General features: G+C 68.2%; 27 protein-coding genes and 1 pseudogene. 12 read left to right on the top strand and 16 right to left on the bottom strand.

The annotated features are described in order from the left end of the window. Positions 1 to 111 precede the first annotated feature (111 nt). Positions 112 to 1,176: a YeiH family protein gene (locus ACFQRC_RS06520; protein ID WP_379959127.1), complete on the top strand. Its 1,065-nt coding sequence runs from the start codon at positions 112 to 114 to the stop codon at positions 1,174 to 1,176. Here the strand turns inward: ACFQRC_RS06520 and ACFQRC_RS06515 are convergent, their stop codons facing one another. The 5 genes from ACFQRC_RS06515 to ACFQRC_RS06495 form a co-directional block, all read right to left on the bottom strand. Next, on the bottom strand, positions 1,177 to 2,223 hold the full coding sequence (locus ACFQRC_RS06515; protein WP_379959125.1) for a methyl-accepting chemotaxis protein: 1,047 nt from the start codon (positions 2,221 to 2,223) through the stop codon (positions 1,177 to 1,179). Between the two features lie 124 nt (positions 2,224 to 2,347). Beyond that, on the bottom strand, positions 2,348 to 2,641 hold the full coding sequence (locus ACFQRC_RS06510) for a hypothetical protein (RefSeq protein ID WP_379959122.1): 294 nt from the start codon (positions 2,639 to 2,641) through the stop codon (positions 2,348 to 2,350). A gap of 2 nt (positions 2,642 to 2,643) precedes the next feature. Beyond that, positions 2,644 to 5,181, bottom strand: coding sequence for a cbb3-type cytochrome c oxidase subunit I (locus ACFQRC_RS06505; RefSeq protein ID WP_379959119.1), 2,538 nt, complete (start codon positions 5,179 to 5,181; stop codon positions 2,644 to 2,646). After that, positions 5,178 to 6,158 carry a cytochrome c oxidase subunit II gene (gene coxB / locus ACFQRC_RS06500; protein WP_379959116.1) on the bottom strand — a complete coding sequence of 327 codons (981 nt, stop codon included), beginning with the start codon at positions 6,156 to 6,158 and terminating at the stop codon, positions 5,178 to 5,180. The genes ACFQRC_RS06505 and coxB overlap by 4 nt, the downstream gene beginning before the upstream one ends. Next, positions 6,121 to 6,492 carry a c-type cytochrome gene (locus tag ACFQRC_RS06495; protein WP_379960433.1) on the bottom strand — a complete coding sequence of 124 codons (372 nt, stop codon included), beginning with the start codon at positions 6,490 to 6,492 and terminating at the stop codon, positions 6,121 to 6,123. Before ACFQRC_RS06495 ends, coxB begins: the two co-directional genes overlap by 38 nt. Between ACFQRC_RS06495 and ACFQRC_RS06490 the strand changes: the two are divergent. Further along, positions 6,377 to 7,156, top strand: a pseudogene (locus tag ACFQRC_RS06490) (c-type cytochrome); the annotation flags it as partial. The gene ACFQRC_RS06495 and the pseudogene ACFQRC_RS06490 sit on opposite strands and share 116 nt — an antisense overlap. A gap of 13 nt (positions 7,157 to 7,169) precedes the next feature. Here ACFQRC_RS06490 and ACFQRC_RS06485 read toward each other — a convergent pair. The 7 genes from ACFQRC_RS06485 to murC form a co-directional block, all read right to left on the bottom strand. After that, a complete protein-coding gene (locus ACFQRC_RS06485) occupies positions 7,170 to 7,841 on the bottom strand; it encodes a cytochrome b (RefSeq protein WP_379959113.1) in 672 nt (223 codons plus the stop codon). Then, positions 7,838 to 8,587, bottom strand: coding sequence for a cytochrome c oxidase assembly protein (locus ACFQRC_RS06480; protein ID WP_379959110.1), 750 nt, complete (start codon positions 8,585 to 8,587; stop codon positions 7,838 to 7,840). Before ACFQRC_RS06480 ends, ACFQRC_RS06485 begins: the two co-directional genes overlap by 4 nt. 66 nt (positions 8,588 to 8,653) lie before the next feature. Beyond that, on the bottom strand, positions 8,654 to 9,082 hold the full coding sequence (locus ACFQRC_RS06475) for a polymer-forming cytoskeletal protein (protein ID WP_379959107.1): 429 nt from the start codon (positions 9,080 to 9,082) through the stop codon (positions 8,654 to 8,656). Positions 9,083 to 9,709: 627 nt separating this feature from the next. Beyond that, positions 9,710 to 9,976: a hypothetical protein gene (locus ACFQRC_RS06470; protein WP_379959104.1), complete on the bottom strand. Its 267-nt coding sequence runs from the start codon at positions 9,974 to 9,976 to the stop codon at positions 9,710 to 9,712. A 163-nt stretch (positions 9,977 to 10,139) separates the two neighbouring features. Next, entirely contained in the window at positions 10,140 to 10,484 is a 345-nt protein-coding gene (locus tag ACFQRC_RS06465) for a hypothetical protein (RefSeq protein WP_379959102.1), read from the bottom strand. A gap of 39 nt (positions 10,485 to 10,523) precedes the next feature. Next, positions 10,524 to 10,979, bottom strand: a complete 456-nt coding sequence (locus ACFQRC_RS06460) for an OsmC family protein (RefSeq protein WP_379959100.1) — start codon at positions 10,977 to 10,979, stop codon at positions 10,524 to 10,526. 3 nt (positions 10,980 to 10,982) lie between these two features. Next, positions 10,983 to 12,389 (bottom strand): UDP-N-acetylmuramate--L-alanine ligase, encoded by a 1,407-nt coding sequence (gene murC / locus ACFQRC_RS06455; RefSeq protein ID WP_379959098.1) that lies wholly within the window; start codon positions 12,387 to 12,389, stop codon positions 10,983 to 10,985. 51 nt (positions 12,390 to 12,440) lie between these two features. Here murC and ACFQRC_RS06450 point away from each other — a divergent pair, with 51 nt between their 5' ends. Then, positions 12,441 to 13,247, top strand: a complete 807-nt coding sequence (locus ACFQRC_RS06450) for an LD-carboxypeptidase (protein WP_379959096.1) — start codon at positions 12,441 to 12,443, stop codon at positions 13,245 to 13,247. A gap of 90 nt (positions 13,248 to 13,337) precedes the next feature. Then, the gene (locus ACFQRC_RS06445) at positions 13,338 to 13,625 is read left to right on the top strand and encodes an SWIB/MDM2 domain-containing protein (RefSeq protein WP_379959094.1); all 288 of its coding nucleotides are present in this window, start codon (positions 13,338 to 13,340) and stop codon (positions 13,623 to 13,625) included. A gap of 96 nt (positions 13,626 to 13,721) precedes the next feature. Here ACFQRC_RS06445 and ACFQRC_RS06440 read toward each other — a convergent pair whose 3' ends face one another. Both ACFQRC_RS06440 and ACFQRC_RS06435 read right to left on the bottom strand, forming a co-directional pair. Next, positions 13,722 to 14,450, bottom strand: coding sequence for an extensin family protein (locus ACFQRC_RS06440; RefSeq protein ID WP_379959092.1), 729 nt, complete (start codon positions 14,448 to 14,450; stop codon positions 13,722 to 13,724). A 34-nt stretch (positions 14,451 to 14,484) separates the two neighbouring features. After that, on the bottom strand, positions 14,485 to 15,240 hold the full coding sequence (locus tag ACFQRC_RS06435) for a hypothetical protein (protein ID WP_379959089.1): 756 nt from the start codon (positions 15,238 to 15,240) through the stop codon (positions 14,485 to 14,487). Positions 15,241 to 15,353: 113 nt separating this feature from the next. On the opposite strand from ACFQRC_RS06435, the gene pdxH reads away from it, so the two are divergent. From pdxH to pdeM, 8 genes are all read left to right on the top strand, one after another. Beyond that, positions 15,354 to 15,950, top strand: a complete 597-nt coding sequence (gene pdxH, locus ACFQRC_RS06430) for a pyridoxamine 5'-phosphate oxidase (protein WP_379959086.1) — start codon at positions 15,354 to 15,356, stop codon at positions 15,948 to 15,950. After that, complete coding sequence (locus ACFQRC_RS06425; protein ID WP_379959083.1) at positions 15,947 to 16,894, top strand: cation diffusion facilitator family transporter; 948 nt, start codon at positions 15,947 to 15,949, stop codon at positions 16,892 to 16,894. Before pdxH ends, ACFQRC_RS06425 begins: the two co-directional genes overlap by 4 nt. Continuing rightward, complete coding sequence (locus ACFQRC_RS06420; RefSeq protein ID WP_379959081.1) at positions 16,891 to 17,688, top strand: PhzF family phenazine biosynthesis protein; 798 nt, start codon at positions 16,891 to 16,893, stop codon at positions 17,686 to 17,688. The genes ACFQRC_RS06425 and ACFQRC_RS06420 overlap by 4 nt, the downstream gene beginning before the upstream one ends. Positions 17,689 to 17,769: 81 nt before the next feature. After that, on the top strand, positions 17,770 to 18,165 hold the full coding sequence (locus tag ACFQRC_RS06415; protein WP_379959079.1) for a hypothetical protein: 396 nt from the start codon (positions 17,770 to 17,772) through the stop codon (positions 18,163 to 18,165). Between the two features lie 174 nt (positions 18,166 to 18,339). Continuing rightward, positions 18,340 to 19,536, top strand: a complete 1,197-nt coding sequence (locus ACFQRC_RS06410) for a dipeptidase (protein WP_379959077.1) — start codon at positions 18,340 to 18,342, stop codon at positions 19,534 to 19,536. A 134-nt stretch (positions 19,537 to 19,670) separates the two neighbouring features. Next, positions 19,671 to 21,341: a response regulator gene (locus ACFQRC_RS06405; protein ID WP_379959075.1), complete on the top strand. Its 1,671-nt coding sequence runs from the start codon at positions 19,671 to 19,673 to the stop codon at positions 21,339 to 21,341. Positions 21,342 to 21,575: 234 nt separating this feature from the next. Then, the gene (locus ACFQRC_RS06400; RefSeq protein ID WP_379959073.1) at positions 21,576 to 21,737 is read left to right on the top strand and encodes a hypothetical protein; all 162 of its coding nucleotides are present in this window, start codon (positions 21,576 to 21,578) and stop codon (positions 21,735 to 21,737) included. A 45-nt stretch (positions 21,738 to 21,782) separates the two neighbouring features. After that, complete coding sequence (gene pdeM / locus ACFQRC_RS06395) at positions 21,783 to 22,445, top strand: ligase-associated DNA damage response endonuclease PdeM (RefSeq protein WP_379959071.1); 663 nt, start codon at positions 21,783 to 21,785, stop codon at positions 22,443 to 22,445. A 106-nt stretch (positions 22,446 to 22,551) separates the two neighbouring features. Here pdeM and msrA read toward each other — a convergent pair whose 3' ends face one another. Together msrA and msrB are read right to left on the bottom strand one after the other, a co-directional pair. Continuing rightward, positions 22,552 to 23,142: a peptide-methionine (S)-S-oxide reductase MsrA gene (msrA, locus tag ACFQRC_RS06390; RefSeq protein WP_379959068.1), complete on the bottom strand. Its 591-nt coding sequence runs from the start codon at positions 23,140 to 23,142 to the stop codon at positions 22,552 to 22,554. Next, the gene (gene msrB, locus ACFQRC_RS06385; RefSeq protein WP_379959065.1) at positions 23,139 to 23,624 is read right to left on the bottom strand and encodes a peptide-methionine (R)-S-oxide reductase MsrB; all 486 of its coding nucleotides are present in this window, start codon (positions 23,622 to 23,624) and stop codon (positions 23,139 to 23,141) included. The genes msrA and msrB overlap by 4 nt, the downstream gene beginning before the upstream one ends. Positions 23,625 to 23,643: the final 19 nt, after the last annotated feature.

The raw sequence follows: 23,643 nt of genomic DNA, 5'->3' as shown, positions 1-23,643 counted from the left end.
AGCAGCGCCATGTGTCGCTTTTGCTTCAAGGGCCTGGCGGGCGCATCCGGTCCCATCGCCGTCGAGCGTGGAGGGGATTGGAATGTCGGGCTTGAGGCCCGATAAGCGCGCATGGTTTCGGCATTCGAGGGGGAGGGAGCCCGGCCCGGTGGGCGGTCGGTCGTCGCGCTGGCGCCGGGCGTGGCGTTGTGCGCGGCGATCGGAGTCGCGGCGCTCGCGCTCGAACGGGTCGAGACGGGTCTGTTCGGGCGCGCCTGGATCGAGGCGCTGGTGATCGCCATCCTGATCGGGACGGCGGCCAGGGTCGTCTGGACGCCCGGCGAGCGCTGGCAGCCGGGAATCCGGTTCAGCGCCAAATTCCTGCTCGAACTCGCCGTCGTGCTGCTCGGGGCGACGCTCAGCGCCCAGGCCGTCGCCGCGGCCGGTCCGGCGTTGGTTGGCGGCATCGCCGGCGTCGTCGCAATCAGCCTGGCGGCGAGCTACGGCCTCGGCCGCCTGTTCGGCCTGCCGCGCCGCATGGCGGTGCTGATCGCCTGCGGAAACTCGATCTGCGGCAATTCGGCCATCGCCGCCGTCGCTCCGGTGATCGGGGCGCGGAGCCAGGACGTCGCCGCCTCGATCGCCTTCACCGCCGCGCTCGGCGTCTTGATGGTCCTCATCCTGCCGCTGATCGCCATCCTGCTCGGCATGACGCCTCATGCCTATGGCGTGCTGGCCGGGCTGACCGTCTATGCGGTGCCGCAGGTGCTGGCCGCGGCGGCGCCGATCAGCTCTCTGTCGGCCCAGGTCGGGACGGTGGTGAAGCTGATCCGGGTGCTGATGCTGGGGCCGGTCGTGCTCGCTTTGTCGCTGTTCGCGCATCGCCTCGCGCAGGAAAGCGGCGCGGCAACGCAGAGGCGGCGGCCGCCGCTTGGCCAGCTCGTGCCTTGGTTCATCCTCGGCTTCCTGGCGCTCGCCGCGGCGCGCTCGGCCGGATTCATTCCCGAGGCGGCGCTGGAGCCGGTCTCGACGCTCGCCACCGGCCTCACCATCCTGTCGATGGCGGCGCTGGGGCTGGGCGTGGATTTGCGCACCGTCGCCAGGACGGGCGCGCGCGTTACCGTCGTGGTGACGCTGTCGCTGCTCGTGCTCGGCCTGGTCGCCTTCCTGCTGATCCGCCTGCTGGCGATCGGCTGATCAGGCCGCCAGGCTGTCCGCCACGCCGCCCGGCGCGATCGCATGCTCGACGACGCAGGTGAGATTGAGCGAGTTGCGGCCGCCCCGGTCGTCGGCGTCGGCATAAGCGACGACGCGGTCGCTCTGCGACAAGGTGCCGCGCGGAGCGCGGTCCGGGGGCAGAGCATAATGTTTGTCGAACTCGCCCGGCGCGGTCGAGGCGACGATCCGGCCGCCATGCTCCATGATACGGATGGTGGCGCTGCGCAGCTCCTTGTCGGCGGCGGCGAGCTGGGTGGCGAGCTGCTCGGCGGCGTTGCGCTGCCAGTCATATTCCAGATAGAGGCAGCCGTCCGCCGGATTGCCGTCCCGGTCCAGCGAGCGGATTCCGCAGGCGAAGATCAGCACCTGGCGCCCCGCCGAATAGGGATTCTCCCAGACGGCGTCGGTGAACCAGTCGTCGACCGAGCGGCTCTCGATAACCCTGGCGAATTGCGGCTCGCCGCCGACATCGACGCCGAGCAGAGCGCTCCTCGGATCGGCCGATCCGATCACCCGGCCAGCGCGGGTGGCGAACAGGGCGTTGAGATAATGGGGCGAGAAACGCATGGCGGCGCGCAGCCGGTCCTCGGCCTTGGCGACCCTGACGCCGTCGTCGGGATCGCGAACCGCCGCGACGATATCCTCGTCGGTGGCGAGGATGCGGATGTCGGTGCTGCGTGAATAGACGGCGCGGGCGAAGGCCTGAACGGTGGCGAAGGCGAATTCGGCGAGACGGCTGCCCTCGATGTCGTCGACGAGGCTGTCGGCGATGTCGGATCCGGTCTTGAGCCGGTCGATGACGAGCGCGCGGAAATCGTTGGAGGCGGCCCGGGCCTGGCCGGCGAGCGCCTTCACCTCCTGCGCGACGACCGCGAATCCGCGACCGGCCTCACCCGATCGCGCCGCCTCGATGGTGGCGTTCAGCGCGAGGAAATTGGTCTGCTTGGCAATGCGTTCGTTGGTCGCGGCGAAGCGGCCGACCTCGCTCTCCAATTGATCCATCAGCGCCTTGATTCGTCTCGGCATGGTCCGCCCGTTCGTTGGTGTCGCTCCAGCTAGGGGGCAAGGGGCTAAAGCGGGGTTAACCAGCGCGCGGAACATGAAATTATCCGCCGCGCGACGGGTCGTTCGCCGGGTCCGCCGTTTCTTGTCAGGCCAGCAACGCCGGCAGGCCCTGCCAGAGCACCGCGACGAGCGAGAGGGCGGCAAGGAGGCCGGCGAACGAGGCCATCCAGCCCGCGACTTCGTCGGTCCGTCCGCCGCGGAGCAGGCGCGCGGCGCGTACCAGGAGAGCGCCGTCGGCGGCGAGGCAGGCGAGGGTGATGATGATGGTGAGCACCCGCGCGAGAAAAGTGTCGAGGAAGATGCTGGCGATTATGTAAAGCAAGAAGAAATGCGCCGTCCACACGATCATCCCGCCGAGCAGGAAGGCCCAGGCGCGCATCGCTACAGCGCCCCCGGGAACAAGCGGGCGAGCAGCGCCGAGATCGCGCCCTGTGCCGCCGTATAGGCGATGAAGAGGACGATGAGATCGTAGCTGTTGTTGCGCGGCCGGACGATCAGCCCGCGGCTGTTGCGAGCGGAAAGGAATGCCGCCATCAGCGCCGCGATGGCCGTGAGGAGGCCCTGCATCGACAGGAAGGCGTAGACGGTCGCGCCTTGCCCGCTCGCGTCGGGAGCCAGGCCCGTGACGCGCCAGCTGTAGAAATCGGCGCCGAACGCGAGGAGGAGCGCGCCGGCGGAGAGGACGATCAGCACGCCCGGGGTCCAGAGGGTGGTCTTCTCGCGGGCCAGCATCCATCGCCCGAACAAAGCGAGGCCGGCCGCGGCGCCATGGCCGAGAAGAATGGGACCGAGCCAGAGCGGATCGGGCGGCGAGCGCCAGAAGCCCGGATGGATGCCCCACAGATAGAGATAGCTGAACACCGCCATCAGGAAGATCATCCCGATGACGATGAGCAGGACGACCATCGCCCACCAGCCATGGGTGGAGGGGCCGGTGACGTAGGTCGGAACCTGGATGCCGGCGCCGATGTCCGCGCTCTCGGCCGCCACCGGACGGTCGGCCTCCCACAGCCAGCGCAGCACGCACAGGATCGCCAATATGCCGCTGAAAACCGCGATGCCGTAGCCCTGGATGGTGAGGATGATAAAGAAGCCGGCCGTGAAGATGGCCGCCAGCAGCGGCCAGACCGACGGCCCCGGCATGATCTGGAGATATTGCGGCTCGGCTCGAATGGGGCTGGTGACGAGCGTCTCGCGATGGCCGGTCGCCGAGCCGGGCAGGAAATAGCGGCCTTCCTCCGCGGCTTTGGCGAGACCGGGATCGTCCCACAGGGGCTCGCGACTTGTCACCAGCGGGATGCTGCGGGTCGAATAGAGGCCGGTCGGCAGCCATTCGAGCGTGCCGCCGCCATAGACGTTGCCGGCTTCGTCGCCGACCGTGAAGCGGAAGTTGCGGGCGAGGTCGATCACGAACAACAGCACCCCCGCCCCGATCATGAAGGCGCCGACGGTGGAGATGAAGTTGGTGATCTCCCAGTCGCGACCGGGAAGATAGGTGTAGACGCGCCGCGGCATGCCCATGAAGCCGGTCAGGTGCATCGGCAGGAACGTCACCTGCATGCCGGCGAACATCAGCCAGAAAATCCATTTGCCGAGGCGCTCCGACAAGGCGCGGCGGCTCATCATCGGCGTCCAGTAATAAAAAGCCGCGAACAGCGGGAAGACCATGCCGCCGATCAGCACATAATGGAGATGGGCGACGATGAAATGCGTGTCGTGCACCTGCCAGTCGAACGGCACCATCGCCACCATCACGCCGGTCAGGCCCCCGATCACAAAGGTGACGAGGCCGCCGACCAGGAACAGGGTCGGCGTGTTGAGGCGGGGCCTGCCGACCGCGAGGGTGGCGATCCAGGAAAAGACCTGCACCCCGGCCGGAACGCTCACCGCCATGCTGGCGGCGGCGAAGAAGCCGATCGTCAAGGTCGGCATGCCGGTCGTGAACATGTGGTGCGACCAGACGCCGAAGCTGATGAATCCGGTGGCGACAAGCGCGAGGACGACCAGCCGGTAGCCGACGAGGCGCGCGCGGGAGAGGGTGGCGACCATCATCGAGACGAGCCCGGCGGCGGGAAGGAAGATGATGTAGACTTCTGGGTGGCCGAAGAACCAGAACAGATGCTGCCACAGCACCGGATCGCCGCCGCGCGTGGGATCGAAGAAGGGCCAATTGAGCGCCCGCTCCAGCTCCAGCAGCAGGGTGCCGAGGATGATGGCGGGAAAGCCGATGATGATCATCACCGCGAACACCAGCATCGCCCAGGCGAAGATCGGCATCTTGTCGAGGCTCATGCCGGGCGCGCGGGTGAGCAGGACGCCGACGATGATCTCGATCGCGCCGGCGATGGCGGAGATCTCGATGAAGCCGATGCCGAGGAGCCAGAAATCGGCGTTGATGCCGGGCGAATAAGCGGTGCTGGTGAGCGGCGGGTACATGAACCAGCCGCCGTTGGGCGCCAGGCCGAAGAAGAGCGAGGCGAAGAAGCACAGGCCGCCTACGAAATAGGCCCAGAAGGCGTAGGCCGAGAGCCGGGGGAAGGGCAGGTCGCGCGCGGCCAGCATCTGGGGGAGGAGCAGCACGCCCAACGCCTCGACCGCCGGCACCGCGAACAGGAACATCATCAAGGTGCCGTGCATGGTGAAGAACTGGTTGTACGTCTCCTGCGGCAGCACGCCGCTCAGCGGCAGCGCGAGCTGGACCCGCATGACCAGAGCGAGGATTCCGGCGAGGATGAAGAACAAGAAGGCCGCGCCGACATAATAAGTGCCGATATAATTGTTGTTGACCACGGTGAGCCGCGCCCACCCCGTCGGCGCGCGCCAGACGCGCTCCAGCTCCTCAAGCTCGCCTTCCGGCCGCTCCTCCCGGGTCGGGAAGCGCTTGTAGAGCTCCGGGTCGAAGCCGGTCTCGGACCTCACCTTCGCGTCTCGAGATAGGCGGCGAGCGCCCGCAAATCCTCGGCCGGGAGAACCGTATAAGGAGGCATGCGGTTGCCGGGCTTGATCGCCTGGCTGTCGCCGATCCAGCCGATCATCGTGCCGCGATTGTTGGGCAGGATGCCGGCGCCGAGCGTCAGCCGGGAGCCGACATGGGTGAGGTCGGGTCCGGCCATGCCGTTGGCGGGCGTGCCGGCGATGCGGTGGCAGGCGGCGCAGCCGGCGGACATGAAAAGACCTTCGCCCCGCGCGGCCTCGGCGCTGGCCGGCCTTGGCGCGGGCGCGCGCCGCGCCGCCATGACGCGCGCGAAGTCCTCCGCCTCATGGGCGATGACGGCAAAGCCCATCAGCGCGTGTGGGCCGCCGCAATATTCGGCGCATTGGCCGCCATAGACGCCCGCCTCGTCGGCCTGGATGCGCATCACGTTGCGCCGGCCGGGGATCATGTCGAGCTTGCCCGACAGGCGCGGCACCCAGAAGCTGTGGATCACGTCGGCCGATTCGAGTTCCAGCACCACCGGGCGCCCGACGGGGATGTGCAATTCGTTGGCGTCGTGGACGAGCGCGCGGCCGTCGCCGTCCAGATAGACCACGCGCCACCACCACATCTCGCCCACGATCCTCACCCGCATCTCGTCGCCTGCGATCGGCGCGGTAAGGCTGCGGGTGAGGGTCAGGCCGTAGACGAGCAGGGCGGTGAGCACGACAATCGGGAAGGCGATGCCGGCGATCCAGATCAATCGGATGCCGCCGAGCCGGGCGCGCAGCCTGTCCTTGCCGAACAGGGCGATCCACAAGGCGGCGATGACGATGAGGAGCACGGCCGCGGCCATGGCGAGCAGCACCCAGGCGAGGAGGCTGATCGATCCGGCATAGGGTCCCGCCGGATCGAAGACCGGCGGCGGCCAGCCGTCGAGCAGCTCAGCGAAGTTCAAGCGTGTAGAGATACGCGGCGACATCGCGCGACTCCCCTTCCGACAGCGGCATGGCGGGCATCGCCGTTCCAGGGACCAAAGCCGGCGCGTCCCGGACGAAGGCGGCGAGCATGTCCGGCCGGTTGGGCAGACGCCCCGCGATCAGGCCCTGGCCGGCAAAGCCTTGCAGCGAGGGGCCGAGCCTGCCTTCGGGCCAGTCGAGGCCGGGGATAAGGTGGCAGGCGCCGCAGCCGGCGCGCTCGATGGCGTCCAGCCCGCGCGCCGCGCTCGCTTTCGGCATGTGGTGCCGTTCGTCGGGCGGCGGCTGGCATGATGCCAGCAGCAAAGCGAAGGGCATGAAAAGATACAGCGCCGACAAAAATCCCCCTTGTCGCAGGACCGCCGCGAGGCGTGGAGTTTCGTATCCGGAACCAACGCGCGGCGGCGACGGTTCCCGAGCCGTCATGAATCCGTTTTTCAATCGGTCCCGCCGCCGGCTCGCGGCGCTGGCGCTGGCCGCCGCGCTGGCGGGCTGCGGCGCGGCCGAGCGCACGTCCGCCGACCGGTTCACCGCCACGGGGCGGCTGATCGCGCTCAGCGGCGGCGACGCCGGCGCGGCCAACGCCTGCTTCACCTGCCACGGCCTCGACGGACGCGGCAACGGCGCCGGCGCGCCCCGCCTCGCCGGGCTGGGCCTCGGCTATCTCGACCGCCAGCTCGAAAGCTATGCGAACGGCACCCGCCGCCATCCCGAAATGGAGGCGATCGCCGGGCGGCTCGATCCGGTCCATCGCCAGACGGTCTCGGCGCATTATGCGGCGATGCCCTATGCGCCGGAGCCTTCGCGGGAGCCCCGCGTCGCGCCGACCCTCTACGTGGCGGGCGATCCCGATCGCGGGCTGCCGCCCTGCGCCGCCTGCCACGGCCTTGCCGGCGAGGGGTTCGGCGCCGCCAATCCGCCGCTCGGCGGCCAGCCCCCCGCCTACCTCGCCGCGCAGATGGAGAATTGGCGCCTTAGCAAGCGCCGCAACGATCCGGGCAATGTCATGCTTCGCATCAGCCAGCGCCTGACTCCCCGCGAGATCGCGTCCCTCTCGGCATACGCCGCCGCGTTGCCCGGAGATCTTCCTCGTCAGGTATCTCGGGGAGCATCCCCCGCAGCACGTCGTGACGATTCCAGAAATGGTGCTTCAACGCCGCCAGCACGTGGAGCGGCACCAGGATCATGAGCGCCCAGACAAGCACATGGTGCACGTCCTCGGCCACATCCATCACCGCCCAGCGGCTCGTCAGCGGCAGCTCCTGAAGCGGGAGCTGCGGCCAGGGGATGAAACCTGCCAGATAGAGCGGCCCCGGCGCGGCCACCGACGACCACATCGCCCAGCCGCTCAGCGGCAGGCCGAAGAAGCAGATGTAGAAGACATATTCGGTCGCATAGGCGATCTGGGTCTGCCATCCTTGCCGGTCGGCGTCGTTGACCGGGCCGGGAATGACGATCCGCCAGGCGAACCTCAAGATCGCGAGAATGAGGATCGGAAGGCCCGCCGCGCTGTGCACCTGATAGCCGATAAGCTTGTCGCCGCCGGCCGGAAGGAAGCTGGTGTACCAGCCCCAGCCGAGCTGGAAGAGCACCAGGATGGCCATGACCCAGTGGAAGGCGATTCCCACCGGCGAATAGCGGTCCTGCTCGGTATGGGTCCGGGCCCAGGCGCGAAGCCGCTCGATCATGGCGCCGCTGACGGCCGCGCCTCGCGCCCAAGCCAGCGTCCGAGCAGCAGCAAAGCGATGGCGAGATAGACGCCCGCGGCCGGCGCCCACATGATGAGGCCGGCAAGCTGCTGGTCCTCCAGCGGCGTATATCCCCAGGCGCTGGTGCTGAGGAAATGCGGGGCGTAGAGCGGCGCGGCGCTGAACGTGATCAGGGCGCCGAGCAGCCCCATCTGGACCATCGTCGCGAGCAGGGCGGCGACCGCTGTCGGCGCCGCGGCCCGGCGGAGCGCCACCCAGAAGCCGATCGCGCTGCCGATGAGGCTGAGCTGCATCAGCCAGTAAGCGGCGTCGCCGGCCAGCGCCCAGCCGTACAGCGCGGGCGAATGCCAGAGCCAGAAGATAACGGCCTGCGCCGCCGTCCAGCCCGCGAGCGAGCCACCAAAAGCGCGCGCGGAGGGCGGCAGCGAGGCGACCAGCAGCGGCGCCAGGATTGTCGCGATCAGGACGTGGTGCACGACGCGCGCCGAAAACAGCGCCGATCCCAACGCGCAGAATGGCGACACGAAAAGCAGGAGCAGCAGCAGGAGCGCGGCCCCGAAACAGGCGCGCCGACGCGGCTCGACGGCGGCGAAGCGAAGCATGTAGCCAAGGGCAAGAGCCCCGAGCACGATCAGCAGGACGGGATCCCAATTCCACCGCCCCAGCCATTCGGCCGGCGCGGGCGCCGCCCCGCAATAGGGCACCCAGATGGGCTGTAGGCTCATCGAACCCGGCGCGCTCCGCTCCTCGTCATCACTTCCGAACCGACGGGGGTCGGGACGGTTCCGAAATCAGCCGGCGGCGACGACCAGTTTCGGCGGCTCGGCGGCGGCGGCCGATTCGCGGCGGGCGAAGCGGCCGTCGATGCGGGCGCCGCTCTCGATGCTGAGCGTCTCGTAAGCGACGTCGCCGGTGACCCGCGCGGTCGGGCCGAGGATGAGGTTGCGCGCCGTCACCGTGCCGTCGACCAGGCCGGCGAGCCGCGCTTCCTCGGCGACGATATTGCCGGCGATGGTGCCGGCCTCGCCCTGGCTCAGGGTCGTGCAGCGCACGTCGCCCTCGATCCGGCCATCGACATGGAGCCGCGCCTCGGTGGCGATGTCGCCGCTTATGACCACTTCGGGGCCGATGAAGGACAAAGCGGAGTCGTTCGCCTTGTCGGTACGGCCCGGAGCCTTGCCCGCGCCCGGAGCGCGCGCCTTCTTTTCCTTGCTGAACATGATCGTGGCGCCTCCCCTCGCCGAAGATGGGCGCCATCTATCACCAAAAGCCTAACCGACATCAAGGGCTGGCCGCAGGTGGATCGCGCGCGCGAAGACGGAGGTCGGCGCGAACGGGCGCCCAAAAAACGTAATGGGGGCTGGTGTCGCCACCAACCCCCACTGTCCCAAGTCCAGGTCGCCGATGCCCGAGGGCAAAGGCTCGTTTCGCTCGGGCGGTTCGGGTCTGCGCGAGAAGTCGCCTTCGCGCGGTTTCCCTGTAGCAAAACCATTGTCGCGAGGACTACGGTTTCACCGGGAGGGTTTTTGAAAGCTTCCGTTCCGCTTCGGTCCGGGCTCGCGCCCTGGTCCTTCGCTTCGCGTCGGCTTCCGCCGCCGTCCCGCCTGTGCTTCGCCGCGCTTCACCCTTGCGGGATCCGTGCCGTTTCGCACTGGCTCATGGCTTGGGAGCTTTCGTCCGTCTCCGGTCGATCGTTCCGGCCACGAGCAAAGGCTCTCACCCTTTTCCGAGTCGCGCCAAGCGAAATCGACCTGTGGATAAATAGGATATCGGGGATAAAAAGACGGACCGCTCCCAAAGGAGAGCGATCCGCTTTTGCTTCCTTCGAACGAAGCGGTCCAGCGCTGTTATTGCTGCTGGCGGTCGCGGTCGCTGCCGCCGCCCTGCTGGCGGTTCCCACCGCCCTGCTGCTGTTGCTGCTGGGGCTGTTTGTCGCGATCGCCGCCTTGCTGGCGGTTGCTTCCGCCTTGCTGCTCCTGCTGCTGGCGCTGATTGTCGCGGTCGGTGCCTTGCTGGCGATTGCCGCCGCCCTGCTGCTCCTGCTGCTGGCGCTGATTGTCGCGGTCAGTGCCTTGCTGGCGCTGGCGGTCGTTGTTCTTGTCTTGGTTGGCCATCGAAAGCCTCCTTCATTGATGCTCCCCTGCGGTGGGAACGGTGAAGAAACGAAGGGCCGGCTATGCGGGTTCCGCCGCCCGCCGCGCCGAAACGGCGCTCCGCCGGAGCCGAAGGGGCTCCGGCAATTCGTGCGCGAGGCAGGGCGAGGGATTTGGAAGCGGCTCAGTCGGTCCCGGGCGCGGGGCGGCGCTTCGCCGCCTTGCCGTCGCCCAGCTCGTCGAGCAATGCTTGCCCGATGGCGCCGGCGGCGGCCTTGACCGCGTTCCTGGCGCGACCGGCTTTGCGGCCCGCTTCTTCCGCTTCTTCGCCGAGCCTGGCGGCGGCGGCCTGCATCTTCTTGTCGTCGGTCAGCGCGGCGGCGGCGGCAAGCAGGCCGGCGGCGACGATGTCGCTGATCACCGGATGGCGGGAAGCGAGCGTCACCGCCTTGCCGCCCGCCTTGCGCAATTCCTTGGGTATCTTCACGCCCGCGATCTTCTTCGGAAGCTTCTTCGTCTTCTTCGCCATGGTCCGCTCCCATCATTGGTCGGCGCGACGATAGCAGGCCTAGCGCGCGGCGACCAATATCTCGGTGCGCAGCGAATTGGCGATGAAGCATTTGTCGTGGGCGTCGTGATGAAGGCGGTCCAGCTCTCCGGCCGAAGGCGCGCGGCCGGCGAAGGTGATTTCCGGGTAGAGAATGATCTTCGTCACGGCGACCTTGCCGCGATCATCCTTGCCCATCCGGCCTTCCGCTTCGTCGCGATAGCTTTCCACGACGAAACCGGCGGCCTGGGCGAGGGAGAGGAACCACAGCATGTGGCAGGAGGAGACCGAGGCGATGAGCGCTTCCTCCGGATCGACGCCGGCGGGGTCGGAGAGCGGCGCCGGCACGACGTGGGGCGAGGAGGAGGCGGGGACGATGGCGCCACCGTCGAAGCGCCATTCATGGGCGCGGGCGTAGCGGTTGGCGGCGAAATCGCCCTTCGCCTTCCAGTCGACGATCGCCTTGTAGGTCGCCATGGATCAATCCTCCGACAGGCTCGCCAGCAGGCCGGCGGCGAATTCCGACAACGTATCATCGCGCGCGCCCATGACGATGATGCGATCACCGGGACGGGCGAGAGCGCGCAGCCGCTCGGCACAGGCGGCGCGATCCGGGATATGTTCGGCCGCGCGGCCGGTGGCGAGAATTCCGGCGACGATGTCCTCGCTGCCGACCTCGCGCTCGACGGTGCCGCCGAAATAAGCGGGATCGGGCATGATCAGGATGTCCTCGGCGGCGAGATGGCGCGCGAAGCCGTCGATCAGCTCGCGCCCCATCTTGGCGAGCGGACCGTAACCGTGCGGCTGAAACAGGACGAGCAGCCGGCCGGGGAAGGCGTGCAGGGTTTCGAGGGTGGCGGCGATCTTGTCCGGATTGTGCGCGAAATCGTCGATGACGCTGATGCCGTTCTCGGTGCCCACCACCTCGAAGCGGCGGCGGAGGCCCTGGAAACCGGCGAGCGCGCTGGCGGCCTGGGCGAGGTCGATGCCGAGGGCGCGGATGGCCGAGAGAGCGGCGAGCGCATTGGCCGCATTGTGGCGCCCGGGCACGGCGAGGCGGACTTGTATCCTCTCGCCGCTGGTCCGCACCGCCATGGCGAACGAGACGGCCAGCGGCTCCTCGCGGATGTCGCTTCCGAACAGGTCGGCGCCCTCGTCGGTGAAGCCGAAGGTGGCGATTCCGTCGGGCGGGAGGGTCGCGGCGAGGAGGCGGGTCTCGTCGTCGTCGAGGTTGAGCACGGCTGTGTCGGCCCCGACGACGAAATCGCGGAAAAGCGCGCGCAGCTCATCCAGGGATTTGTGGTCGAGGGTGATGTTGTTGAGCAGCGCGATGCGCGGCCGGTAGAGCGCGATCGAGCCATCGCTCTCGTCGACCTCGCTGACGAAGATATCGCCGTCGCCGACGAGGGCGCTGGCGAAGGGCGTGTCGGGCGTGACGAAATTCTTCATCACCGCGCCGTTCATCACGGTCGGCGCCTTGCCGAGCGCGTGGAGCATCCAGCCGATCATGCCGGTGACGGTGGATTTGCCGCTGGTGCCGGCGACGGCGATGCCGGTCGGCGCCGCGTTGAACAAGCGGGCGAGGAGCTGGGGCCGGGTGACCTGCCCGGCGCCGACCCGGCGGGCGGCCTGGACGTCGGGCACGGTTTCCTCGACCGCGGCTGAGGTGACGAGGAGCTGGTCGGCGCTCGTAACGCCGCTGCCGTCCTGCGGGAACAGGGTGATGCCGCGTTGTTCCAGGAAGGCGAACTTGGCGGCGACGCGGCCCTGATCGAGCGAGCGGTCGGAGCCCGCGACCTCGGCCCCGGAAGCGCGCACGATGCAGGCGAGCGGAAGCATGCCGCTGCCCCCGATTCCGCAAAAGAAATAGGATTTGGCCTGATTCATTGCCTCGCCCTATTGGGAAGCGGAGGCCATTTCAAACGAAGAGGAGCGGGGATGAGGATCGGAGTGGTGGCGCCGAGCACGCCGATCGACCGGGCCGTCGCGGAACGAGCGGCGGCGCTGGCCGGGGAGGCGGGCGCCGAGGTCCATTTCCACCCGCAATGCTTCGCCTCCTACCGTCATTTCGCGGGCGAGGACGCGGTCCGCGCCGACGCCTTCGTGGAGGTCGCCAACGATCCGGCGTTCGACGCCTTGTGGTTCGCCCGCGGCGGCTATGGGTCGTGCCGCATCGCCGAGGACGTGCTGGCGCGGCTCGGGCCGGCGGCGCGGGCGAAGGCCTATCTCGGCTATAGCGATGCCGGGTTCCTGCTAGCCGGCCTCTACAAAGCGGGCTTCGGCTCGGTCGCGCACGGGCCGATGCCGCAGGACATGATACGCGAAGGCGGCGACGCGGCGGTTCGGCGGGCCTTGTCCTGGCTGGTCGATCGCTCCCCGCAAGCGCTGGAGCCGCATGTCCGCGCGGACGCGCGCCACGCCGCCTTCAACATCACCGTCTTCAGCCAGTTGCTGGGAACGCCGCTCGAGCCCGACCTCGCCGGCCATGTGCTGATGCTGGAGGAGGTGTCGGAATATAGCTACCGTACCGACCGGGCGATGTTCCACATCACGAGCAACCCTTCCGTGCGCCGCGTCGCCGGCATCCGCCTCGGCCGGTGCAGCCTGGTGCCGGAGAACGATCCCGATTTCGGCGAGAGCGAGGAGCAGATCGTCCGGCACTGGTGCGAGCGCGCGGGGATAGCCTGGCTCGGCGCCGCCGATATCGGCCATGACTCGCGAAACCGGGTGGTTCCCTTCGGATAAGTGCATTCATCATGCGTCGAACCGCGTCGCGGGGCATTGCAATGCCCGTCGGTTTGCGCTCTATCGGAGGAAATTCATGAGGAGGGCGGAATGCTAGAACCAAAATCGGGTGCCAAGAAGTCGGGTGGGTCTGACGGGCTGCAGCGGCCGCTGAAGCCGTCGGCCGATCTCGCGGTGATCACCGGATCGGGCAACATCGCGCGCAGCGCGGTGGTCAGCAAGATGTGGGAATATATCAAGAAGAACAATCTTCAGAACCCGCAGAACAAGCGCGAGATCCTGGCCGACGACAAGCTCAAGAAGATTTTCGGCGGCAAGGACAAGGTGTCGATGTTCGAGATGAACAAGCATCTGTCCAACCATCTGAGCCAGCCCTGATCGCGGCTTGAGCGCCCGCGCGAGCGGGATGGATTCAAAGAGGCGAGTCGCTCCGGCGGCTCGCCTCTTTTGTGGCGTGAATCGGTGCGCGGAGGCCTAGCGGCAGGCCCGCCAGCCCATTTCGCCGCGATCCGCCTGGTCCAGATGGAGATGGTCGCGGTGGGCGGCGTTGTAATCGGGAGAGAGGACGGTGGCGAAGAGGTCGCAGGCGCCGTCCCGGACGTCGCGCAGGAAGGCCGATTCCGCGCCGTCGGCGTCCCAGTCGGCGAGGATGCCGATGCGGGTGCCGTCCTCCAGCCGGAAACCGGCGACGTCGACGGCGTTGGCGGAGGCATGTTCGCTCCAATCGCCCTCGGCGCGACCGTAGATACGGCGGCAATTGTAGCTGCCGAGATGGTCGATGGCCGCGACCTTCTGTCCGAAATGGTCGAGCGCCGCCGGCTGGACGACATGCCATTCCCACAACGCCAAAGCCGCGGCGACCGGGCAGCTGGTGCCGAGCCCGGCGGGGCGGTCGCCGAGATCGACCGCGCCGCCGGTCACGCGAACGGCGTCGTCATAGCCGCATTGCGTATCGGTCGAGCGCGCGGGCAGCGCGGTGAATTGGATGCCGGCGCGGTCCAGAAGCGCGCGGCAGGCCGGCGCGTCGTCACCGCCGAGCGCGACGAGCTTGCGGCCGGTAAAAGCGCCGACCGGCTCGGCGAGGTCGAGGTCCGTCCAGGGCAGGTCCTCGGGATGGTTGCGGGCATAGCCGTAGAGGAGCAAAGCCGCGAGGCCGGCCAGGCCGAGGAATAGGACGAGTTTCAGGACGCGAAGGAGTCGCATGAATGTGCGACGCTCGAGCGCCGCGAGAGTTGCGCTAGGTCCGGCGCGCCGTTTCGAGCCGTTCGGCGGTGACGGGATAGCCGGCATCTTCGGGGATGCAGAGCCATTGCTCGCCGCCGCGCTCCTCGATCCAGGGGACGATCTTGCGCACCCGGTGTCGCCGCGCGTCTTCCTGCGCCTCCTCGACGCCGCCCAGGCGAGCGAGCCTTTCGAGGTTCCGGCGGGTCGGGAAGATGATGCGGGCACGGCCTTCGTCGGCTTCGCCGAGGATATCGCCGGCGGTCGCCCACAGAGTCCGCACGGCCTCGGCCTTCGCGGCGGTGGCGGTGGCCCCTTCGGGCGCGTCGGCGACGAAGAACAAGGTGTCGAACCGCCGCGCTTCGCGGAAGGTCGGGCACCAGCGGGCGAACGGCGTGAGAGCGGACAGATCGAGGCTCAGGCCATGAGTCTCAAGCAGCGTCGAGAATGGCGCGCCCGCCTCCAGCGCTCGCCTCAGCTCCGTCACCAAAGCGGCGTCCGGCGCCGGATCGAGCGCCGGCGCGATTCCGGTCTCCTCGATCGTCTCGCGTATCGCCGCGATCCGCGCGGCCGCGTGATCGACTCCGGCGCCGATCTGTTCCGCGAGATCATGATCGTCGGGATCGATACGCCCGCCCGGAAAGACGAGGGCGCCGGCCGCGAAGGCCATCGCCGACGTCCGCTCCATCACCAGCAGCTCGGGAGCGCCAGAGGGGGCCGGTCGCATCAGGATCAGGGTGGCGGCGGGAATGGGATCGGGAAGGTCGTCCACGGTGGCTCGTTCAATTCCTGGATGAGGCACGCGCTCATCTGTTCGACGGCGGCGGTAATAGCAATAAGCGCTACCCCGATCGCGGGCCTGATCTCTCGACTTGGCGCCCGTGAATGGGCAAGAGGCGGACCATGGCCGACGATCCGCACAAGCTGTTCGACACCTGGTTCGCCGAGGCGGCCGCCGCGGAGCCGAACGACCATGACGCGATGGCGCTGGCCACCGCCGACCCGCTCGGCCGCCCGTCGGCGCGGATGGTGCTGCTCAAGGGTCACGATCCGCGCGGCTTCGTCTTCTACACCCACCGCGACAGCCGCAAGGGTGGCGAATTGGAGGCCAATCCGATCGCCGCCTTGCTGTTCCACTGGAAGTCGCTGCGCCGCCAGATCCGGATCGAAGGGTCCGTCGAGCCGGTGAGCGAAGCCGAGGCCGATTCCTATTTCGCCACCCGCTCGCGCGATTCGCGTCTCGGCGCCTGGGCGTCGGACCAGTCCCGCCCGCTCGCCAGCCGCGCTGCCTTCGAAGCTCGTTACGAGGAACTGCGCGTCCGCTTCGAGGGCGGCGACGTCCCGCGCCCGCCGCGCTGGTCCGGCTACCGCCTGCTCCCCGATCGGATCGAATTCTGGACCGACCGTCCCCACCGTCTGCACGAGCGCCGCTTGTTCGTCCGCGACGGCGAGCATTGGGACGAAGGATTGCTCTACCCGTGACGGCGCTGCGCGAAAATCACGGACGCCTCACCGCCACCGCCGCCATCGCCAGCGTCGCGGTCGCCGCGTTCCTGCTGCTGCTCAAGGCGTTCGCGGCCTGGCACACCGGATCGGTCGCCATGCTGGGCTCGCTCGCCGACACCGGTTTGGACCTGCTCGCCTCGCTGGTCACCCTCTACGGCGTCCGCATCGCCGCCACGCCGGCGGACCACGATCATCGCTTCGGGCACGGCAAGGCGGAGGCGCTCGCCGCCTTGTTCCAGGTCGCTTTGATCACCGCGTCGGCGGCGGCGATCGGCTGGCGCGCGGTGGTGCGGCTGGGCGCCGACCAGCCGACCGCCGACGCGGAACTGGGTATCGCCGTCTCATTGATCGCGGTCGTCACGACCTTCGCGCTGATCGCCTATCAGCGCCGCGTCGTCGCGCGCACCGGATCGGTCGCGATCCAGGCCGATTCCGTCCATTATCAGAGCGACCTGCTGCTCAACCTGTCGGTGATCGCCGCCCTGGTGCTCGACCAGTTTCTCGGACTGACCGGCGCCGATCCGGTGTTCGGCATCGCCATCGCGCTCTGGCTCGCTTGGGGCGCGTTCCGGGCGTCGAGCCATGCGATCGACCAGTTGATGGACAAGGAATGGCCGGAAGAGAAGCGCCAGCGTTTCCTGGCGCTCGCCGCCGCCCATTCCGAATTGAAGGGCATCCACGATTTCCGCACCCGGCGCAGCGGATCGCGCGACTTCGCCCAGTTCCACATGTATGTCGCGCCCGAGATGAGCGTGCGCGCCGCGCATGACGTGATGGACGAGGTGGAAGCGATGATCGCCGACGAATTTCCCGACGTTGAAGTCTTCATCCACCTCGACCCGGAGGGTCATATCGACCATCCCGGCAACAAGCTGGTCGAGACCGACGTCACCCCCGGCTGGTTTGGAAAGCGCCCGTGAACCTTCGCTTCGTCCAGGTCGACGCCTTCGCCGACCGCCCCTTCGCCGGCAACCCCGCCGCCGTGATCCTGCTCGACGCCTGGCTGCCCGACGCGACGATGCAGGCCATCGCGCTGGAGAACAACCTCAGCGAGACCGCCTTCACCGTGCCGACATCCGGCGATGCGGACTATGAATTGCGCTGGTTCACGCCGACGACCGAGGTCGCCTTGTGCGGCCACGCCACGCTCGCCAGCGGCCATGTGCTGATCGATGGGGAGGCGGTCCGCTTTCGGACCCGCGAGGCGGGGATCCTCATTGTCGGCCGGGAAGGCGACGCGCTGACGCTCGACCTCCCCGCGACCCGGGTGGAGCCCGGCGCGCATGAGAGCTTGCTGGACGTGCTCGGCGCGCCGGACGCGGAGCTGTTCCTCTCCTGTGAAGGCGCCGAGGCGACCGCGATCGTCCTCCTCCCCGACGCCGCCGCCGTCCGCGCCTTGGCGCCCGACATGCGGGCGCTCCGCGGCATCGACCTGATGGTCATCGTCACCGCCCCCGGCGAAGGCGATTTCGACGTGGTCAGCCGCGTCTTCGTTCCCGCCTGGGGGGTCGACGAGGATCCCGTCACCGGCTCCGCCCACGCCGCCCTCGCGCCCTTCTGGGCCGGGCGGCTCGGCCGCGACGCCTTCACCGCCTGGCAGGCAAGCCGGCGCGGCGGCCGCGTCGCCTGCCGCTTGAAGCCCGCCGCGGAGGGCGATCGCGTGATCCTCGGGGGCGGCTGCGTCACCGTGATCGAAGGCATTTTCCGGCTCTGACGACCGATTCGGTCACGTCACGTTCAGCGTGGCTCTGTTAGGCAGGCCGACGATCGGGCCTCGCCCTGAAAGGAAACCGTCATGCGCAAAGCCGCCTCCCTGTTCCTTGGAACCCTCATCCTGGCCGCCGCGCCCGCCATGGCCAGCCCCTCCGCCGACGGCGAGGCGAAGCTCGCCCAGGTGCTGGAAGGACGCGTCGCCGGCGCGCCGGTCGATTGCCTCACCCAGCGCGACATCCGCTCCACCCGGATCATCAACCGCACCGCCATCGTCTACGAGACGCGCGGCGGCACGCTCTACGTCAACCGTCCCGAGGCCGGCGCCCAATCCCTGAGCCATTGGGACGTGCTGGTCACCGACACGCGTTCGCCGCGCCTGTGCGATATCGACGTCGTCCATCTCTACGACAGCACCGCGCGCATGCGGAACGGTTTCGTCTCGCTCGGCGAGTTCATTCCCTACCGGAAGGCCGACTGACGCTCCGGCGGGCGTTCCGGCGGGGCTCCCCGTCGTTCCAATCGAGGCGCTTGATCCTTCGGGATGAGCGGAAATGATCCGGGACCGTGACAGAGGCCATGGGCTTCTGGCACATCGGGGCGATTCGGTTCGTCGGATCCGCCGCTCAAGGTTCATTCAAGGAACGACCGCCCCATGCGCCCTTTTTTTGTATCCGCTTTGGTCCTCGCCGTCGCCATGCCGGCCCTCGCCCACGACACGGTCAGCCCGGTCGACCGGCTCGCGCATGAGCAGATGCTGGTGCTCGATACCCATCTCGACACTCCCGCGCATTTCGAAAGGCCCGGTTGGGCGTTCGACGAATGGCACGAATATCATTGGGATCAGACCCAAACCGATATCCCGCGGATGGCGGCGGGCGGGCTCGATGGCGGCTTCTTCGTCATCTACACGCCGCAGGGACCGCTCACCCCGGAAGGCTTCGCCCAGGCGCGAGACGCGGCCCTGCTGCGCGCGACGGCGATCCAGCGCGTGGTGAACCGGAATCGCGACAAGCTGGAACTCGCCACCACCGCCGCCGACGCCGAGCGTATTCACAAGGCGGGAAAGCGCATCGTCTATCAGAGCATCGAGAACAGCTATCCGCTGGGCAACGACCTCTCTTTGCTGGAGACCTTCTACAAGCTCGGTGTGCGCATGGCGGGGCCGGTCCATTCCCGCAACAATCAGTTCGCCGACAGCACCACCGACACGCCGCGGTGGAACGGCCTCAGCCCGCTGGGCGAGCAATGGGTGAAGGAGATGAACCGGCTCGGCATGGTGATCGACGGAAGCCATTCGTCCGACGCCGCGTTCGACGATCTCCTGGCCCTGTCGAGAACGCCGATCATCCTGTCCCATTCCGGTCCCAAAGCGCTCTACGACCATCCCCGCAATATCGACGACGCGCGCCTGCGCAAGCTCGCCGCGGCGGGCGGGGTGATGCAGATCAACAGCCTGTTCCTGGCGGCGGGCGACAGCAGCGACGAACGCTCGGCGATCGAAAAGCGGCAAGCGAGGTGGCTCGACCTCTCGCCGGCCGAACGGCGTCAGCTTGTCGCCGACAAGGCCGCGCTCGACGCCCGCCAGCCCAATAACGAGGGCGATTTCGACCTGTTCATGAAGAGCATCCTCCACGCCATCGACGTGATGGGCGTCGACCATGTCGGCTTGGGCGCCGACTGGGACGGCGGCGGCGGGCTCGCCGGCATGGAGGATGTCGCCGCCTTGCCGAAGATCACCGCCCGCCTTCGGCAGGCCGGATATAGCGACGAGGATATCGAGAAAATCTGGAGCGGCAACGTGCTGCGCCTGCTCGAGGCGGCGGAAATGCACGCGCGAAAGGCGGGTTGAACGCGAGGGCTTCCGCAATCGGAACGTCGCCGCTACGATCCCTTCGGGGCGGCGGGCGACGATTGAGTGGAGCGTAGCGTCATGCCGCGTGCCGTATATGGCGACTTGCCCCGCAGCCCTTGGGCGTCCGACGCATGACGAAGCGCGTCGATTCCGATCGGGCGCTGCGCGAGAGCGAGGATCGTTTCCGTCTGATCGCCGACAGCGCGCCGGTGCCGATGTGGGTGACCAAGCTCGACCGCAAGCGCGGCTTCGTCAACCGCGCTTATGTCGACTTCCTCGGCGTCTCCTATGCGGATTGCGTCGATTTCGATTGGCGGACGATCCTCCACGAAGAAGACCATGACCGGATCGTCGCCCAATCCATTGCCGGCGAGGCGACGCTGAAACCGTTCGTGCTGGAGGCGCGCTACCGCCGCTGCGACGGCGAGTGGCGCTGGTTGCGCTCCACGTCGCAGCCCCGCTGGGGGCCGGACGGCGATCATGCCGGCTTCATCGGCGTGGCCCATGACATTACCGACGCCAAGCGCGCCGAAGCCGCCTTGCGCGAGCTCAACGACACGCTGGAGAAGAGGGTGGAGGAGCGCACCGCCGATCTCCGCTCCGCTTTGGACCGCCTGCAGGCCGAGGTCGGCGAGCGGCTTCGGGCCGAGGAGGCGCTGCGCCAGGCGCAGAAGATGGAGGCGGTCGGCCAGCTGACCGGAGGTATAGCCCATGATTTCAACAATCTGCTGACGCCGATCATCGGCGGGCTCGAATTCATCGCCATGCGGATCGAGGATGAGCGGCTGAAGCGGATGGCCGAGACAGGCCTCGAATCGGCACGGCGCGGCGCCAAGCTCGCCGGCCAGCTCCTCGCTTTCTCGCGCGTCCAGCGGATCAGCATGGCCGCGGTCGGCGTGAACGAGGTCATCGCCAACATGAAGGACCTGCTTCGCCACACGATCGGCCGCAAGATCGCGGTCGAGACGAACCTCGGCGCCGACGTGGGCCATGCCCGATGCGACGCCAACCAGCTCGAAAACGCTTTGCTCAATCTCGCCATCAACGCGCGCGACGCGATGCCGGAGGGCGGCACCCTCGCCATCGCCACCGAATTGGTCAGGCTGACGACCGCGCCGGACGCTGCCGAAGGCGACTATGTCCGCATATCGGTGAGCGACACCGGCCAGGGCATGACCGCCGACGTGCTCGCCCGCGCCACCGAGCCCTTCTACTCGACCAAGCCGCTCGGCAAGGGCACCGGGCTGGGGCTGTCGCAGGTCTATGGCGTTACCCACCAGTCCGGCGGCACCGTGCGCATCGAGAGCGAGGTCGGCGCCGGGACGGTCGTCCATATCCTGCTGCCTGTCGCCGAGGCGAATGCGGGCACCGTCACCGAGGGCGGGGAACCCGCGGCCGACGCGCCCGGCGGGCGCCGCGCTGCGACGATCCTTGTCATCGACGACGACAACGACGTCCGGGCCTTCCTTGCCGATTCGCTGAAGGAACTCGGCTATGCCGTCGTCGAGGCCGCCAGCGGCGAGGAAGGGATCGGCAAGGTCACCGCCGCCACGCCCGATCTGCTGCTGCTCGATTTCGCGATGCCCGGGATGCACGGCGCCGATGTCGCCCGCGCCCTCCGCAAGACGCACCCCGGTCTGCCGATCGTCTTCGTCACCGGCTATGCCGAGACAGACGAGATCGAACGGGCACTCGGCACCGACGGCCCTGTGCTGCGCAAGCCGTTCAGCATGGACCAGCTGGCGGCTGTGGTGGCGGGGCAATTGCCGGCCATCGCCTCTTTGTCGCTTCGCTCCGCTTAGGCTGGCCGCACGGCGACCTGTTGAAATTGCGGGATTGACCACGGCCGGGGTCGTTTCCAAATGCAGCTTCGTCGCCGGGTCCCGCACCTTCGTCTCGCGCCGCTCCCTCCGGATTCATCTCCGGTCTAGGTCGCGGGGAGCAGACGGCGACTCCCGGCGCGCGCCTCCCGCAAGGACGACCCACCGGTGATGTAGGCGTTTCCGAAAGGCAGTCTGCGGACTGAGAGCAAGATAATGAGCATCAAGCAGAAGCTGCAAAATCCGTTCGCCCTGGTCGCGCAGGGCTTCATCGCCGGCGCGATCCTGTTCTGGGCGACCGCGCCCGGCGACGTCGATCCCTCGCCGCGATCCGCGCCGACCGAGAGCGCCGCCACGGCGACGGATCTGACCGCATGACGCGAGGCGCTTGAACGCGGCACGGTCCGCTTTATAGCAAGCGCGATGGTTCGCTTTTCGTTCTCTGGACACGAATTGATGGCGCTGCCGCAGGGCGCTCTGTTCTGGCCGGCGCGCGGCGCGCTGCTGGTGGCCGACCTGCATCTGGAGAAAGCCAGCTGGTTCGCGCGGCTGGGCCAGATGCTGCCGCCCTACGATTCGATGGCGACCCTGTCCGATCTGGCGGCGCTGGCGGCGAGCACGGCGGCGCGGGAAATCTGGTGCCTGGGCGACAGCTTCCACGACCGTCACGGCTGCGATCGGCTGCCCGAACGGGCGCGTGAAATGCTGACCGGGCTCACCGCATCGACGCGATGGACCTGGATCATCGGCAACCACGATCCGGGGTTCGCGGACCATTGCGGCGGCCTGCTCGTCGAGGAGGCGGAGGTGGACGGGCTGATCCTGCGTCACCAGGCCGACCCCGCCGAGGCGCGGCCTGAGATTTCGGGGCATTTCCACCCCAAGCTGCGGATCACCCGGCGCGGCCGGCAGGTGTCGCGGCGCTGCTTCGTCGCCACCGGCACGAAGCTCATCCTGCCCGCATTTGGGGCGCTCACCGGCGGCCTCGATGCCGGCCATCCGGAAATCGCGCGGGCGGTGGGCGGCCGGGCCGAGGCGCTGGTGCCGGTGGCCGATCGGCTGCTGAGATTCCCGATCGCGGCCTGAGCCGGTTCGCCTCATCGTCATCCCGGCGAAAGCTGGGATCTCTTTTAATCCTTCCGAACAAGGGAGATTCCAGCTTTCGCTGGAATGACGAGGTGAGCCGGAAGGTCTATGGCTTCCACAGCGCCGGAAAGCGGCGCTTCAGCGCGACCAGCTTGGGCGCGTCGTGGGCGCGGATATAGGGATGGCGGGGATTCTTCTCCATGAAATCCTGGTGCTCCGTCTCGGCCGGGTAGAAGCTTCCGCTTTCCAGCGTCGTCACGATCGGCCGTCCGCCGGTCCTCGCCTCGTTCAGCGCCTCGATATAGGCCGAGGCGACGCGCCGCTGGCCCTCGTCGCGCGGAAAAATGGCGGAGCGATAGCTGGCGCCGACATCGGGCCCCTGCCGGTTGAGCTGGGTGGGATCGTGCGCCACCGTGAAATAGATGCGCAGCAACTGGCCGTAGCTGACCTGCGCGGAATCGTAGCGGATGCGCACCGCTTCGGCATGGCCGGTCCCGCCGCGACTGACCCTGGCGTAGCTGGCATCTCCCGCTTCGCCGCCGGCATAGCCCGAGACGACCTCGCGCACGCCGTTGACATGCTCGAACACGCCCTCGACGCCCCAGAAGCAGCCGCCGGCGAGGATGGCGGTCTCGGTTTCCGCCGCCATGGCGGGCGTCGCCAGCGCCGCCGCGATCAGGACCAGAAGGCGCTTCATGCCGGCCGGAACGTCATCGCGTCGCCGTTCATGCAGTAGCGCAGGCCGGTCGGCCTGGGTCCATCCTCGAAGACATGGCCGATATGGCCGCCGCAGCGCCGGCAATGGACCTCGGTGCGGGTGAAGAAGAGGCTGTTGTCGGGCCGCGTTCCGACGGCGTTGGGGAGCGGCTTCCAGAAGCTCGGCCAGCCGGTGCCGCTCTCGAACTTTGTGGCGGACGAATAAAGCGGCAGCCCGCAGCCGGCGCAGGCATAGATGCCCTTGCGCTTCTCCTTGTTGAGCGGGCTCGATCCGGCGCGCTCGGTACTCTCCCGGCGCAGCACGGCATATTGTTCGAGCGACAGCCGCTTCCGCCACTCAGCCTCGCTCAGCTGAATCTCGAAATTTCCCTCGCGGGCGTGGGAGCTGCCGCCGCGGCCGAGCAGCGCATAGCCGCCGAGCAAGGTCGCGCCGCCGGCTGCGATCATGGTGCGTCTGTTCATCGATAGCCTCCGTTCGGAT

Source organism: Enterovirga sp. GCM10030262, assembly GCF_042666435.1.
In the GTDB taxonomy this organism is placed as follows: domain Bacteria; phylum Pseudomonadota; class Alphaproteobacteria; order Sphingomonadales; family Sphingomonadaceae; genus Allosphingosinicella.
The sequence above is the reverse complement of the archived record's forward strand: the minus strand, read 5'-3'. Positions and strand labels throughout refer to the sequence as shown.

Bases quoted from the DNA above. Each gene is read 5' to 3' on its own strand.
- ACFQRC_RS06400 (WP_379959073.1), top strand. From the start codon at position 21,576: ATGAGCATCAAGCAGAAGCTGCAAAATCCGTTCGCCCTGGTCGCGCAG.
- ACFQRC_RS06485 (WP_379959113.1), bottom strand. From the start codon at position 7,841: ATGATCGAGCGGCTTCGCGCCTGGGCCCGGACCCATACCGAGCAGGAC.
- ACFQRC_RS06465 (WP_379959102.1), bottom strand. From the start codon at position 10,484: ATGGCGAAGAAGACGAAGAAGCTTCCGAAGAAGATCGCGGGCGTGAAG.
- ACFQRC_RS06410 (WP_379959077.1), top strand. From the start codon at position 18,340: ATGCGCCCTTTTTTTGTATCCGCTTTGGTCCTCGCCGTCGCCATGCCG.
- ACFQRC_RS06460 (WP_379959100.1), bottom strand. From the start codon at position 10,979: ATGGCGACCTACAAGGCGATCGTCGACTGGAAGGCGAAGGGCGATTTC.
- ACFQRC_RS06445 (WP_379959094.1), top strand. From the start codon at position 13,338: ATGCTAGAACCAAAATCGGGTGCCAAGAAGTCGGGTGGGTCTGACGGG.
- pdxH (WP_379959086.1), top strand. From the start codon at position 15,354: ATGGGCAAGAGGCGGACCATGGCCGACGATCCGCACAAGCTGTTCGAC.
- ACFQRC_RS06450 (WP_379959096.1), top strand. From the start codon at position 12,441: ATGAGGATCGGAGTGGTGGCGCCGAGCACGCCGATCGACCGGGCCGTC.
- ACFQRC_RS06510 (WP_379959122.1), bottom strand. From the start codon at position 2,641: ATGCGCGCCTGGGCCTTCCTGCTCGGCGGGATGATCGTGTGGACGGCG.
- ACFQRC_RS06480 (WP_379959110.1), bottom strand. From the start codon at position 8,587: ATGAGCCTACAGCCCATCTGGGTGCCCTATTGCGGGGCGGCGCCCGCG.
- ACFQRC_RS06470 (WP_379959104.1), bottom strand. From the start codon at position 9,976: ATGGCCAACCAAGACAAGAACAACGACCGCCAGCGCCAGCAAGGCACT.
- pdeM (WP_379959071.1), top strand. From the start codon at position 21,783: ATGGTTCGCTTTTCGTTCTCTGGACACGAATTGATGGCGCTGCCGCAG.
- ACFQRC_RS06440 (WP_379959092.1), bottom strand. From the start codon at position 14,450: ATGCGACTCCTTCGCGTCCTGAAACTCGTCCTATTCCTCGGCCTGGCC.
- ACFQRC_RS06405 (WP_379959075.1), top strand. From the start codon at position 19,671: ATGACGAAGCGCGTCGATTCCGATCGGGCGCTGCGCGAGAGCGAGGAT.
- ACFQRC_RS06515 (WP_379959125.1), bottom strand. From the start codon at position 2,223: ATGCCGAGACGAATCAAGGCGCTGATGGATCAATTGGAGAGCGAGGTC.
- msrA (WP_379959068.1), bottom strand. From the start codon at position 23,142: ATGAAGCGCCTTCTGGTCCTGATCGCGGCGGCGCTGGCGACGCCCGCC.
- msrB (WP_379959065.1), bottom strand. From the start codon at position 23,624: ATGAACAGACGCACCATGATCGCAGCCGGCGGCGCGACCTTGCTCGGC.
- ACFQRC_RS06520 (WP_379959127.1), top strand. From the start codon at position 112: ATGGTTTCGGCATTCGAGGGGGAGGGAGCCCGGCCCGGTGGGCGGTCG.
- coxB (WP_379959116.1), bottom strand. From the start codon at position 6,158: ATGTCGCCGCGTATCTCTACACGCTTGAACTTCGCTGAGCTGCTCGAC.
- murC (WP_379959098.1), bottom strand. From the start codon at position 12,389: ATGAATCAGGCCAAATCCTATTTCTTTTGCGGAATCGGGGGCAGCGGC.
- ACFQRC_RS06415 (WP_379959079.1), top strand. From the start codon at position 17,770: ATGCGCAAAGCCGCCTCCCTGTTCCTTGGAACCCTCATCCTGGCCGCC.
- ACFQRC_RS06475 (WP_379959107.1), bottom strand. From the start codon at position 9,082: ATGTTCAGCAAGGAAAAGAAGGCGCGCGCTCCGGGCGCGGGCAAGGCT.